Origin of the sequence: Pseudomonas tumuqii (assembly GCF_013184545.1) — a bacterium.
GTDB lineage: Bacteria > Pseudomonadota > Gammaproteobacteria > Pseudomonadales > Pseudomonadaceae > Aquipseudomonas > Aquipseudomonas tumuqii.
The window spans coordinates 545,909-559,039 of sequence record NZ_JAAOJA010000003.1; the positions used below are offsets into that span (position 1 = coordinate 545,909).

Genomic DNA, 13,131 nt, shown 5'->3' on the forward strand with positions numbered 1-13,131 from the left:
CTGGCGCAGGGCCAGCAATCGGCGGTGCTGGTTGCCAGGTCAGCCACCGGCTGCAAGTCAGTGAACTCCTGGGTTTTCACTGCGCTGATGGCCTCCCATGCTGCTGTACATAAAAGTCGCTGAGGCTTTTTTTGCGTGCCCTAGTGCGGTTGAAACGCTCTCATCAGGCTGCTGAAGGGCTCGCTTGCGTGGGGCTGTTGTCGGCCAAATATTGGATTTTTCTGTTTATCGCTGCTGATGGCTGCCTGATCGCTTCAATACAAGGCTATCCGTCAGCAGGAGTCCTAGCTCGGGTAGTCGTCGATGCATCAAGCTACAAGCGACCAATTGACAATCTGCAGCTTTTCCTTGAAGGTGGGCACACCCAAATCAAACGGGCGTATGAATTGAGCGTTTGCTTAAGAAAGCAGCGCCAATCCAGTCCGATTATCGCGTCGGCGGGTGTGCCAGGCTCGTAGGGGCTACTCTGAAACGGCTGTGCCGTGGGGTAGCTAGCTGGTTGGCTCCGATGTGTACTGTTCAGCTTCCATACCGTGGAGATCAGTTGATGATTTACGAAGGTAAAGCCATCACGGTTAAGGCTCTTGAGAGCGGCATAGTCGAATTGAAATTCGACCTCAAGGGTGAGTCCGTCAACAAATTCAACCGTCAAACCCTCAACGAACTGCGTCAGTCGGTCGATGCAATCAAGTCTGATGGTTCGATCAAGGGCGTGATCGTCACCAGTGGCAAAGACGTGTTTATCGTCGGCGCCGACATCACCGAGTTCGTCGACAGCTTCAAGTTGCCGGACGCAGAGCTGGTGGCTGGCAACCTCGAAGCCAACAAGATCTTCAGTGATTTTGAAGACCTCGCCGTGCCGACCGTGGCCGCAATCAATGGCATCGCCCTGGGCGGTGGTTTTGAGATGTGCCTGGCGGCGGATTACCGGGTCATGGCCGACAGCGCCAAAGTGGGGCTGCCGGAAGTCAAGCTGGGCATCTACCCGGGCTTCGGCGGCACCGTGCGGCTGCCTCGCCTGATCGGTACCGACAATGCGGTCGAGTGGATTGCCTCGGGCAAGGAAAATCGTGCGGACGATGCCCTGAAAGTGGGGGCCGTCGATGCGGTCGTGACTGCCGACAAGTTGCAGGCCGCAGCGCTGGATCTGGTCAAGCGCGCCATCTCCGGCGAACTGGACTACAAGGCCAAGCGCCAGCCTAAGCTGGAAAAGCTCAAGCTCAACGCCATCGAGCAGATGATGTGCTTCGAAACCGCCAAGGGCTTCGTTGCCGGCCAGGCCGGCCCGAACTACCCGGCTCCGGTCGAGGCGATCAAGACCATCCAGAAAGCCGCCAACTTCGGTCGCGACAAGGCGCTGGAAGTGGAAGCCGCCGGCTTCGTCAAGCTGGCCAAGACCCCGGTTGCTGCCAGCCTGATCGGTTTGTTCCTGAATGATCAGGAGCTGAAGAAGAAAGCCAAGCACTACGACGAAATCGCCAAAGACGTGAAACTGGCTGCCGTTCTCGGCGCCGGCATCATGGGCGGCGGTATCGCCTACCAGTCGGCGGTCAAGGGCACGCCGATCCTGATGAAGGATATCCGTGAGGACGGTATCCAGATGGGCCTGAACGAAGCCTCCAAGCTGCTCGGCAGCCGTGTGGCCAAAGGCCGCCTGACCCCGGCGAAGATGGCAGAAGCCCTCAACGCCATTCGCCCGACCCTGTCCTACGGCGATTTCGGCAACGTCGACATCGTCGTCGAAGCCGTGGTCGAGAACCCCAAGGTCAAGCAAGCCGTGCTGGCCGAAGTGGAAGGTCTGGTCAAGGGTGATGCGATCCTGACGTCCAACACGTCGACCATCTCCATCAGCCTGCTGGCCAAGGCGCTCAAACGTCCGGAAAATTTCTGCGGCATGCACTTCTTCAACCCGGTGCACATGATGCCGCTGGTCGAAGTGATCCGTGGCGAGAAGTCCGGCGAGGTGGCGATCGCCACCACCGTGGCTTACGCCAAGAAGATGGGCAAGACTCCGGTTGTGGTCAACGACTGCCCGGGCTTCCTGGTCAACCGCGTGCTGTTCCCGTACTTCGGCGGTTTCTCCAAACTGCTCGGTTTCGGTGTCGACTTCGTGCGCATCGACAAGGTCATGGAGAAGTTCGGCTGGCCGATGGGCCCGGCGTACCTGTCCGACGTGGTCGGTATCGATACCGGTCACCATGGCCGTGACGTGATGGCCGAAGGCTTCCCGGATCGCATGGCGGTCGAAGGTCGCACTGCAGTCGACGTGATGTACGAAGCCAATCGCTTGGGCCAGAAGAATGGCAAGGGTTTCTACGCCTACGAAATGGACAAGCGTGGCAAGCCGAAGAAGGTCATTGATCCGGTGGCTTACGAGTTGCTCAAGCCCCTCGTCACCGAGCAGCGTGAAGTGACCGATGAAGACATCATCAACTTCATGATGATCCCGCTGTGCCTGGAAACCGTGCGTTGCCTGGAAGACGGCATCGTCGAAACCGCCGCCGAGGCCGATATGGGCCTCATCTATGGCATCGGCTTCCCGCCGTTCCGCGGTGGTGCGCTGCGTTACATCGACAGCATCGGTGTCGCCGAATTCGTGGCCCTGGCCGACAAATATGCCGACCTGGGTGCGCTGTACCAGCCGACCGCAAAACTTCGCGAAATGGCCGCCAACGGCCAGAAGTTCTTCGGTTAATGCGCACAGACTAGAGCGAGAGTGAATTTATGAGCCTGAATCCTAGAGATGCAGTGATCGTCGACTTCGGTCGCACCCCGATGGGTCGTTCCAAGGGTGGCATGCATCGCAATACCCGTGCCGAGACCCTGTCGGCCAACCTGATCAGCGGCCTGCTGACGCGCAACACCAAGGTCGATCCGGCCGAAGTGGAAGACGTGATCTGGGGTTGCGTCAACCAGACCCTGGAGCAGGGCTGGAACATCGCGCGCATGGCGTCGCTGATGACCCAGATCCCGCACACCAGTGCTGCGCAGACGGTCAGCCGTCTGTGTGGTTCCTCCATGAGCGCCCTGCACACTGCCGTGCAGGCGATCCAGACCGGCAATGGCGACGTGTTCGTCATCGGCGGGGTGGAGCACATGGGCCACGTCGGCATGATGCACGGCGTCGATCCGAATCCGCACCTGTCGCTGTATGCCGCCAAGGCCTCGGGCATGATGGGGCTGACCGCGGAAATGCTCGGCAAGATGCATGGCATCAGCCGCGAGCAGCAGGATGCCTTCGGTGAGCGTTCGCACCGTCTGGCACAGAAGGCCACCGTCGAAGGCAAGTTCAAGGATGAAATCATCCCGATGCAAGGCTACGACGAGAACGGCTTCCTGAAGATGTTCGACTTCGACGAGACCATACGTCCGGAGACCACCCTGGAAAGCCTGGCCGCGCTGAAACCAGCGTTCAACCCGAAAGGCGGCACCGTGACCGCGGGCACGTCCTCGCAGATCACCGACGGCGCTTCCTGCATGATCGTCATGTCCGCCCAGCGCGCCAAGGACCTCGGCATTCAGCCGATGGCCGTGGTACGTGCCATGGCGGTCGCTGGTGTCGATCCGGCGATCATGGGTTACGGTCCGGTACCGGCTACCCAGAAGGCCCTCAAACGTGCTGGCCTGACCATCAATGACATCGACTTCTTCGAGCTCAACGAAGCCTTCGCCGCCCAGGCTCTGCCGGTGCTGAAGGATCTGAAAGTGCTCGACAAGATGGAAGAGAAGGTCAACCTGCACGGCGGTGCCATTGCGCTGGGTCACCCATTCGGGTGTTCCGGTGCGCGTATCTCCGGTACCCTGTTGAACGTGATGAAGCAGAATGGTGGCACTTTTGGTGTGTCGACCATGTGCATCGGCCTGGGTCAGGGCATTACCACTGTCTTCGAACGCCTTTAGTTGATCAGAGAAGGCGCTCACAGACGCAAAACCGGGGCCTAGTGCCCCGGTTTTTGTTTTTGGCCTGCCATCCATGGCGGCCACCCTTCAGGCCGTCGCTACGCGACGTGAAAAATTTCTCCCGGAAATTTTTTCTCGGCAGAAAATCTTCAAGGAATTTAGCCATGCAATTACAGCCCGGTCTTTATCGCCACTACAAAGGACCCGAGTACCGCGTATTTGGCGTGGCTCGGCATTCCGAGGCAGAGCAGCAAGTAGTGGTCTATCAGGCGCTATACGGCGATTACGGGCTGTGGGTGCGCCCGCTGGAGATGTTTTGTGAAAGCGTTGAAGTGGACGGCGAGATGGTTCCGCGCTTTGCTTTGATTCAGGCCGAAACCAGCCTTTTCGACCGACCCTGAACGCAGACCGCACTATTGCTGCGCTTGACCTCAACCTTAACCCCACTATATATAGCGGTGCCGCGCTGGCCGGCTATTGAAAAACCATGCGCTGGATCGTGCAGCGTTGAACGCGGCCGCAGAATGCTTTTTTACAGCAAGTAAACTCCGCTTCTTCGGTTGAATTCACCTCGACAGTTATTGCTGAACACTATATTCCAACAGTTTTTATGGCGCCTCTCGCCTTTCATTTATCGAATTTCAGGAATTTTCCAATCCATGGGCAAATCGCTGGTCATCGTGGAATCCCCGGCCAAGGCCAAGACCATCAACAAGTATCTGGGCGACCAGTACGTGGTGAAGTCGAGCATCGGCCACATCCGTGACCTGCCTACCAGCGGCTCGGCAAGTGCTGCCAAAGAGCCCGTCAAGCGGGGCAAGGCGGCGGCTGGTGAAGTGCCGGCGTTGTCGCCCAAGGAAAAGGCCAAGCGCCAACTGGTGGCGCGCATGGGGGTCGATCCCGAACATGGCTGGAAGGCCAAGTACGAAATCCTCCCAGGCAAGGAAAAGGTTGTAGAAGAACTGCGGCGGTTGGCCAAGGATGCCGACACCATCTATCTCGCAACCGACTTGGATCGCGAGGGGGAAGCCATTGCCTGGCACCTGCGCGAATCCATCGGTGGCGACGACAGCCGCTACAAGCGCGTGGTGTTCAACGAGATCACCAAGAAGGCCATTCAAGAGGCCTTTTCCAAGCCGGGCGAGCTGGACATCAATCGGGTCAATGCCCAGCAAGCACGGCGCTTCCTTGACCGTGTAGTGGGCTACATGGTCTCGCCATTGCTGTGGGCCAAGATCGCTCGTGGTCTGTCGGCTGGCCGGGTGCAGTCGGTGGCGGTGAAGTTGGTGGTCGAGCGCGAGAAAGAGATTCGCGCCTTCGTGCCTGAAGAATATTGGGAAGTGCACGCCGACCTCGGCACGGCCAAGGGCGCTAATGTGCGTTTCGAGGTGGCACGCGAAAGCGGTGCGGCCTTCAAGCCGCTGAACGAAGCCCAGGCGATGGCAGCCCTGGCAACGCTCGAGGCGTCCAGCTACAGCATTGCCAAGCGGGAAGACAAACCGACCAGCAGCAAGCCGTCGGCACCGTTCATTACGTCCACCCTGCAGCAGGCGGCGAGCAATCGTCTGGGCTTCGGGGTGAAGAAGACCATGATGATGGCCCAGCGTCTATATGAAGCCGGTTACATCACCTACATGCGTACCGACTCGACCAATCTGTCGGCCGATGCCGTGAGCATGGTGCGTGATTTCATCGAAGGCGAGTTCGGCAAGAAATACCTGCCGGCCAATCCGCTGGCCTACAGCAGCAAGGAAGGGGCCCAGGAGGCGCACGAGGCGATTCGTCCGTCTGATGTCAACCTCAAGCCGACCCAGCTAACCGGCATGGAGCGTGATGCCGAACGCCTGTATGAGCTGATCTGGCGCCAGTTCGTGGCGTGCCAGATGCCGCCTGCCGAGTACCTGTCGACCACCGTGACCGTCACTGCCGCGCAGTTCGAGTTGCGCGCCAAGGGCCGGATTCTCAAGTTCGACGGTTACACCCGGGTATTGCCGCAAATGAGCAAGCCGGGCGATGACGATGTGTTGCCGGACATGGCCCAGGGCGACGTACTCAAGCTGATCAAGCTCGATCCGAGCCAGCACTTTACCAAGCCGCCGGCACGCTATTCGGAAGCTAGCCTGGTCAAGGAGATGGAGAAGCGCGGTATCGGTCGTCCGTCGACCTATGCGGCGATCATCTCGACCATCCAGGATCGCGGCTATGTCGCACTGCACAACCGGCGTTTCTACTCGGAAAAAATGGGCGACATCGTTACCGGGCGCCTGAGCGAAAGCTTCTCCAACCTGATGGACTACGGTTTTACCGCCGGCATGGAAGAACACCTGGACGATGTGGCCCAGGGCGAGCGCGAGTGGAAGCATGTGCTCGATGAGTTCTACGGCGACTTCAAGAAGAAGCTCGAAGTGGCCGAGGCCAGCGACAGTGGCATGCGAGCCAATCTGCCGACGCCGACCGATATCCCGTGCCGTGAGTGCGGTCGGCCGATGATGATTCGTACCGCCTCCACCGGGGTATTCCTCGGTTGTTCCGGCTATGCGCTGCCGCCGAAAGAACGCTGCAAGTCGACCATCAACCTGGTCCCTGGCGATGAAATCGCCGCGGACGACGAGGGCGAGTCGGAATCACTGGTGCTACTGGGCAAACATCGCTGCCAGAAGTGCGGCACCGCCATGGATGCCTACCTGCTCGACGAGACGCGCAAGCTGCATATCTGCGGCAACAACCCGGATTGCACGGGCTACGAGATCGAACAGGGCCAATATCGGATCAAGGGTTACGAAGGCCCAAGCCTGGAGTGCGACAAGTGCGGCAGCCAGATGCAGCTGAAGACCGGGCGTTTCGGCAAGTTTTTCGGTTGCACCAACACTGAGTGCAAAAACACCCGCAAGCTGCTGAAAAGCGGTGAGGCTGCTCCGCCGAAGATGGATCCGGTGAAAATGCCCGAGCTCAAGTGCGAGAAGGTCAATGACACCTATATCTTGCGTGACGGTGCATCGGGCTTGTTCCTGGCCGCCAGTCAGTTTCCGAAGAACCGCGAAACCCGTGCGCCGCTGGTGCTGGAGCTGATTCCGCACAAGGATGAGATCGATCCGAAGTATCACTTCCTCTGTGATGCGCCGAAGAAAGACCCGGAAGGTCGTGCGGCGGTTATTCGCTTCAGCCGCAAGACCAAAGAGCAGTACGTGCAGACGGAGGTCGAAGGCAAGCCGACCGGCTGGCGCGCCTTCTATGACGGCGGCAAGTGGAAGGTCGAAGACAAGCGTTGATCGGACAAGGTGCGCGTCTGCAGGTAGCAGGCGCGCGTATAGTGGCCTGATCGGTCTGTAGTGGAGGGCGCCTTTATGGCCCATGAGCTGTATACCCGTACCAACCAGAAGCTCTTCTATGCCGGTCTGTCGCTGGAGTCCTGGCGCGCCGCGCAGGAGGGGAGAGCAGTCAACTCGTTGGCCCTGATACAGGCCGAGCGTGAGGCGGCGTTATTCCATCTCTATGGAGCGCTGCTGGGGTTGTGTCACGAGATTGCCGGTTACTACCGTCTACCTGAAAGCAATGCAGCACGAGCCGAGCAGTTGCTGGACAAGGCATTGCTGGATGCTGCTCCGAGTCCCGAGTTGGCCGAGCTAATCGAGTTGGCGCAGCAGTCGGAAACCTGGCTGGCTCAGCTGCTGAAGGCGTACGCTGAGCTGTTTCAGCCACCACAGGCGGCGAAAAAGGCCAAGGTCGACCCAAGCACGCCCTTGATCGTGGCGGTCAGCCTGGATCAGGAGGACCCGCCACTGGCGCGTGAAACGCTGGAGGCTTGGCGACAGGAGTTGAAGGGGTTGGCCAAGCGCTTTCGCGAGTCGTTGAGTGAGTGGTGAGTCGAGTTTGGATAAGCGGGCTAGGGTGAGCCTTGGTCGACTGTTACAATGCCGGCCTTTCGTGGAGAGCCAGCCCTATGCCTACATCCTACCTTGAGATCGTCGAGTTGCCCGATGGGCGCATTGCACTGCGTCGTGCAGAAGACGAAGAAACCTTGGTGGTGCTGGATTTTTCCGCTGATGCCAAGGAATTCCTGCAGGGTCAGCACATCGAGGTAGCCAAGGCTATGCTCAGTGTCGGCGTGCAAATGGCCGGGAAATTGGCAGAAGGTGATTTTGACCGCGCACAAGGCCCGCGCGTGCTGCATTGATTGCGGATGGGTTGTCTTGACGTTGATATGACGATCAGCAGCTGGATTCAGGCGTTGTGGCTGGTTCATGTACCTGGATGATGGCGTCGTCTCATGCACAGTCCTTGTGCCATTGCTTGCGAATTTTACCCCAGACTGATGTTGAGGCTTTGCGCCTTGCCCTGTCGTGCGGCCTGCTCCAGTTGCTCCCGGGCATGCTGCTCAAGAGGGTGAAGCCAGCTGACAACCGTATGACTGCGACCCAGCTTCAGTGCTTCCTGAGCCAGCTGCAAGGCGCTTTGTTTGCCTCGCGGATGGAGCAGCAGAATGCGCTCGCGGTTGAGACCGGCTTCGCGTAGCCAGGTTTGCGTCAGGCTGCTGGGTGGGGCGATCAGGCTCAGCCAGCGCGCATCGTTGTTCTGACTCAACTCGCGGAGAATTGGTGCAAGCAGGTTCAGGCAGTGGCCCGCCGCGCCACGTAGCGACATTTCGCTGAAGGCTTCGGGGTGGTTCTCCTGCCAGGGTGACTCCACCTCCTGCTTCAGCAGCGGCGTCACTGCCGCGGCCATTAGCCCCTCGAACAGGGGCAACTGTGTACGGCTTAGTGACTGCGGGAACTGCATAGAACCTCCTCTGGCCAGCGCTGGAAAACTACCTACGTTTTGCCCTGTTGGTGTCAAAGCTCGGGGCGTTGAAAGCGGCCTCACTTGAGCGCAGCCCGAATGGGCGAGCGGAGCGAGGCGAGGGTGCGATTAGCGAGGTACACGTCTCCTTTTGCCTGCTGCGGTCGTTCGACCTGCCTTCGGCTACTGCTTGACGCCACTTGCGTTGCGGCCATGTCGATCAGTCGAGCGCGGCCCGGGTTTCAGAGACCTGCTAGCGACGGATAACGCCGACACTCAAACCTTCGATAATCAACTCCTGTTCTTCCAGGTTCACCTCTATGGGGGCGAACTCGGGGTTTTCGGCAATCAACCAGACCTTGTTGCCTTCACGCTTGAAGCGCTTGACCGTCACTTCGTCATCGATGCGAGCCACTACCACTTGCCCGTTGTGTGCTTCACGGGTGGTGTGCACGGCCAGCAGGTCGCCGTCGAGTATGCCGATGTCCTTCATGCTCATGCCGCGCACGCGCAGCAGGTAGTCGGCCTTGGGGTGGAAGAACTCGGGGTTGATCCGACATGAGTCTTCAATATTCTGTTGCGCTAGAATGGGCGCGCCAGCGGCGACGCGACCGATCACGGGTAAACCCTCTTCCGTGTTGTTCGGTTCGTAGCCAGGGATGCGGATGCCGCGTGAGGCGCCCGGGGTCATTTCGATGGCCCCTTTGCGGGCCAGGGCCTTGAGGTGTTCCTCGGCGGCATTGGGTGATTTGAAACCAAGTGCCTGAGCGATTTCCGCACGGGTTGGCGGGTAGCCGTTATCGTCAAGGCAGTGCTTGATGAAGGCGAGAATTTCAGCTTGGCGTGGCGTCAGTTTCAGCATGTCGGGCTCTGTTTTTTTATCCAGTTACTGTGATTATATACAGTGATTCGGGGTTGGCAATCCTCCTTTGTCTTCTTGGCTAAAATTCGCTGCTTGCTGTTTCCTCTCATTGCAGGTTACTTACTCGGTGCACTGACCAGTGCACCTGCGAGTGCCAGGCGTTGTTTGCTGCCGATACATGACTGTCCGGCCATAAAATGGTTTGCGCGACTTGACAAGGCGGTAGGTCGAAACGTATGTTTCAAACAAGTGTTTGTCAGGTGGATAGTCATGGCACAGTCGGAAACCGTTGAACGCATTCTCGATGCGGCGGAGCAATTGTTCGCAGAGAAAGGTTTCGCGGAAACTTCATTGCGGCTGATCACCAGTAAAGCTGGGGTCAACCTGGCAGCGGTGAACTATCATTTTGGCTCGAAAAAAGCGCTGATCCAGGCGGTCTTCTCGCGTTTTCTCGGTCCTTTCTGCAGCAGCCTAGAGCGCGAGCTGGATCGTCGTCAGGCCAAGCAGGAGATGAAAGTCAGCCTTGAAGAGTTGCTCGAATTGCTGGTGGATCAGGCGCTGGCCGTGAAGCCGCGTAGTGGCAATGATTTGTCGATATTCATGCGTCTGCTGGGTTTGGCTTTCAGTCAGAGTCAGGGCCACCTGCGCAAGTATCTGGAAGAGGTGTACGGCAAGGTGTTCCGCCGTTACATGCTCCTGGTGCATGAGGCCGCACCGCGTATCCCGCCGCTGGAGTTGTTCTGGCGCGTGCATTTCATGCTCGGCGCTGCGGCCTTCAGCATGTCCGGAATCAAGGCGTTGCGCGCCATGGCCGAGACCGACTTCGGGGTGAATACGTCGATCGAGCAGGTCATGCGCATGATGGTGCCGTTCCTGGCGGCTGGCATGCGTTCGGAAAGCGGTGTGACCGATGAGGCTCTGGCCGCTGCTCAGCTCAAGCCGCGCGTCAAGAGCGCCGGCATACCTGTCAAGGTTTGATGCCACAGCCAGGGGCTGTTGCCTTTTCGGCGCGGCCGCGAACGAAACGGCAACAGACCCTAGTGGGCTTGGCGAGTCCGATCCGCTAAGCTAGTCGCCCATGCGCGCTCTCGACTTTCTGCATATCTCCCTCGCTGATCAGTGCCTGTACGGCTTTGCCGACGGGCAGCTGTTGCTGCGCCTGCCTGTGTCCACCGCCCTCAATGGCCCGGGCGAGCTGAATGGCTCCGGCTGCACCCCGCGTGGCTTGCATCGAGTGCGGGCGAAGATCGGCGAAGGCTTGCCCTTGGGGGCGGTATTGCGGGGGCGGCGCTGGACCGGCGAAGTCTGGTCGCCGGCCCTGGCTGCGCAGTTCCCCGGTCGCGACTGGATCCTCACGCGGATTATCTGGCTCAGTGGTTGTGAGGTGGGGCGCAATCGACTGGGAAAGGTCGATACCTTCCGCCGCTATATCTATCTGCACGGCACGCCGGACACCGAGCCCATGGGCGTGCCGCGCTCCCATGGTTGCGTGCGGCTGCGCAATGCCGATCTGCTGGCACTGTTCCCGCGCGTCCCTGTTCAATGTGCCGTGCAGATCGACGAGGCGGCATGCCCGGTCTGGGCGGCGGCGTTACTTTAGTTAAGGATTATTTGTGAGTTCACCCATGCAAGGCTCGTTGATGCTGGATATCGCCGGTACCTGGCTGACTGCAGAGGATCGGCAGATTCTCCGTCAGCCCGAAGTGGCTGGCTTGATCCTGTTCGGGCGCAATGTCGAGCACCCGCGGCAGGTACGAGAGTTGTCGGCCGCCATTCGTGCGGTACGTCCTGATCTGCTTCTGGCTGTCGATCAGGAGGGCGGGCGGGTGCAGCGTCTGCGTCAGGGTTTTGTACGTTTGCCGGCGATGCGCGCCATTGCCGATAACGCCAATGCCGACGTCTTGGCCGAGCGCTGTGGCTGGTTGATGGCCACCGAAGTATTGGCGGTGGGGCTGGATCTGAGCTTTGCGCCGGTGCTGGACCTGGATCATCAGCGCAGTGCCGTGGTGGGTAGCCGGGCTTTCGAGGGGGATGCGCAACGCGCCACGCAGCTGGCGGCTGCATTTATCCGCGGCATGGGCGCGGCGGGTATGGCTGCGACCGGTAAGCATTTTCCCGGGCATGGCTGGGCCGAGGCCGACTCCCATGTGGCGATTCCAGTGGACGAGCGCAGCCTTGAGCAGATTCGCGCCAGCGATCTGCAGCCGTTCGCGCAATTGAGCCGACAGCTGGCCGCGGTGATGCCGGCGCATGTGATCTACCCGCAGGTAGATGACCGACCTGCCGGTTTTTCGCGGCGCTGGTTACAGGAAATTCTGCGTGGCGAGTTGCAGTTCGCCGGGGTGATTTTCAGCGATGATCTATCGATGGCCGGTGCTCATGTGGTGGGCGACGCGGCTTGTCGCATCGAGGCGGCGCTGAGCGCGGGTTGCGACATGGGGTTGGTATGCAATGATCGCGCTGCCGCGGAGTTGGCACTGAGCGCCTTGCAGCGTTTGCAGGTTGTTGTACCGCCAGGTTTGGCGCGTATGCGTCGCCGGGCTTTTCCGGGTACGGAATACCGGCAGAGCCCGCGATGGCTGGAAGCAGTGGGTGCATTACGCACCGCGCAATTAATCGATTGAGGAGAGCTTGATGACTGTCTACGCCATAATCGGCGGCACTGGCCTGACCCAGCTGGACGGCTTGACCATTACCGCGGCACTGCATCTGGATACGCCCTATGGTTCCCCTTCGGCGCCGGTGTTGCGTGGCAAGTATGCGGGTCGTGAAGTGCTGTTCCTGGCTCGCCACGGCCACCCGCACCGGATTCCGCCGCATCAGGTAAATTATCGCGCCAACCTCTGGGCGCTCAGACAGTCGGGTGCCAAGGCGGTTATTGCGGTGAATGCGGTTGGCGGCATCCAGGCGGCCATGGACACCGGGCATTTCTGTCTGCCGCACCAGATCATCGACTACACCTCGGGGCGTGCGCATACCTTCTATGAGGGCGAGTTGGAGCATGTCACCCATGTGGATTTCAGCCACCCCTATGATGCCGAGTTGCGGGAAAAACTGGCCGCAGCGCTGTCTGCCAAGGGCTACGCATTCAGTGCTCAGGGGGTCTATGGCTGCACCCAGGGACCGCGCCTGGAGACGGTTGCCGAGATCGCCCGGATGGAGCGAGACGGTTGCGATATCGTCGGCATGACCGGCATGCCCGAGGCGGTGCTGGCACGCGAGTTGGCGTTGCCTTATGCCTGTCTGGCGTTGGTGGTGAACCCGGCGGCGGGTAAGTCCAATGCATTGATCACCATGGCCGCCATCGAGCGCGCCCTGGACGAGGGCATGGGGCGGGTCAAGGCCGTCTTGGCCCATGTGCTGGCCGGCTGAGCACAGTGGCTGTGAATTAAAAGGGTCGCTGTAGCGACCCTTTTTTTGGTGCGCCAGGCATGGCGCGTTGCGCGTAAGCGCAACCAGTTTGGCTGTGGTGGCCGCTGGTGACTTGGAGGTGAAAGTCCTCTACATACCCGGCAAGGGGAAGTGTTAGCCAGAGGCAAGGGTGTCGCGGGTGACTGCGAATCTGAAGGAAGCCCGAGGCAAAATGCTGGCCT

Annotated in this window: 12 protein-coding genes; 10 read left to right on the forward strand and 2 right to left on the reverse strand. The window is 59.7% G+C overall.

Annotated elements, in window-relative coordinates:
* Window positions 1–547: 547 nt before the first annotated feature.
* The 6 genes from fadB (at window position 548) to G9C89_RS08930 (ending at window position 8,074) form a co-directional block, all read left to right on the forward strand.
* Window positions 548–2,695 (forward strand): fatty acid oxidation complex subunit alpha FadB, encoded by a 2,148-nt coding sequence (gene fadB / locus G9C89_RS08905; protein ID WP_172147500.1) that lies wholly within the window; start codon window positions 548–550, stop codon window positions 2,693–2,695.
* 29 nt (window positions 2,696–2,724) lie between these two features.
* Complete coding sequence (gene fadA, locus G9C89_RS08910) at window positions 2,725–3,900, forward strand: acetyl-CoA C-acyltransferase FadA (RefSeq protein WP_172147501.1); 1,176 nt, start codon at window positions 2,725–2,727, stop codon at window positions 3,898–3,900.
* Between the two features lie 164 nt (window positions 3,901–4,064).
* Window positions 4,065–4,301 (forward strand): DUF1653 domain-containing protein, encoded by a 237-nt coding sequence (locus G9C89_RS08915; RefSeq protein WP_172147502.1) that lies wholly within the window; start codon window positions 4,065–4,067, stop codon window positions 4,299–4,301.
* A 258-nt stretch (window positions 4,302–4,559) separates the two neighbouring features.
* Entirely contained in the window at window positions 4,560–7,169 is a 2,610-nt protein-coding gene (gene topA, locus G9C89_RS08920) for a type I DNA topoisomerase (protein ID WP_172147503.1), read from the forward strand.
* A gap of 75 nt (window positions 7,170–7,244) precedes the next feature.
* Window positions 7,245–7,763, forward strand: coding sequence for a DUF6586 family protein (locus G9C89_RS08925; RefSeq protein ID WP_172147504.1), 519 nt, complete (start codon window positions 7,245–7,247; stop codon window positions 7,761–7,763).
* 77 nt (window positions 7,764–7,840) lie between these two features.
* Window positions 7,841–8,074 carry a hypothetical protein gene (locus tag G9C89_RS08930; protein WP_172147505.1) on the forward strand — a complete coding sequence of 78 codons (234 nt, stop codon included), beginning with the start codon at window positions 7,841–7,843 and terminating at the stop codon, window positions 8,072–8,074.
* A 125-nt stretch (window positions 8,075–8,199) separates the two neighbouring features.
* Here G9C89_RS08930 and sulA read toward each other — a convergent pair whose 3' ends face one another.
* Window positions 8,200–8,676, reverse strand: coding sequence for an SOS-induced cell division inhibitor SulA (sulA, locus tag G9C89_RS08935; RefSeq protein ID WP_172147506.1), 477 nt, complete (start codon window positions 8,674–8,676; stop codon window positions 8,200–8,202).
* 253 nt (window positions 8,677–8,929) lie between these two features.
* On the reverse strand, window positions 8,930–9,538 hold the full coding sequence (gene lexA / locus G9C89_RS08940) for a transcriptional repressor LexA (protein WP_172147507.1): 609 nt from the start codon (window positions 9,536–9,538) through the stop codon (window positions 8,930–8,932).
* Window positions 9,539–9,808: 270 nt separating this feature from the next.
* Between lexA and G9C89_RS08945 the strand changes: the two genes are divergently transcribed.
* The 4 genes from G9C89_RS08945 to G9C89_RS08960 all read left to right on the forward strand — a co-directional run bounded on the left by G9C89_RS08945 (window position 9,809) and on the right by G9C89_RS08960 (window position 12,910).
* The gene (locus G9C89_RS08945; protein WP_172147532.1) at window positions 9,809–10,516 is read left to right on the forward strand and encodes a TetR/AcrR family transcriptional regulator; all 708 of its coding nucleotides are present in this window, start codon (window positions 9,809–9,811) and stop codon (window positions 10,514–10,516) included.
* Window positions 10,517–10,616: 100 nt separating this feature from the next.
* Entirely contained in the window at window positions 10,617–11,138 is a 522-nt protein-coding gene (locus G9C89_RS08950; protein WP_172147508.1) for a L,D-transpeptidase, read from the forward strand.
* Between the two features lie 25 nt (window positions 11,139–11,163).
* Window positions 11,164–12,162, forward strand: a complete 999-nt coding sequence (nagZ, locus tag G9C89_RS08955; protein WP_172147533.1) for a beta-N-acetylhexosaminidase — start codon at window positions 11,164–11,166, stop codon at window positions 12,160–12,162.
* A 10-nt stretch (window positions 12,163–12,172) separates the two neighbouring features.
* Window positions 12,173–12,910 carry an S-methyl-5'-thioinosine phosphorylase gene (locus tag G9C89_RS08960; RefSeq protein ID WP_172147509.1) on the forward strand — a complete coding sequence of 246 codons (738 nt, stop codon included), beginning with the start codon at window positions 12,173–12,175 and terminating at the stop codon, window positions 12,908–12,910.
* The last annotated feature ends 221 nt before the right edge of the window (window positions 12,911–13,131 follow it).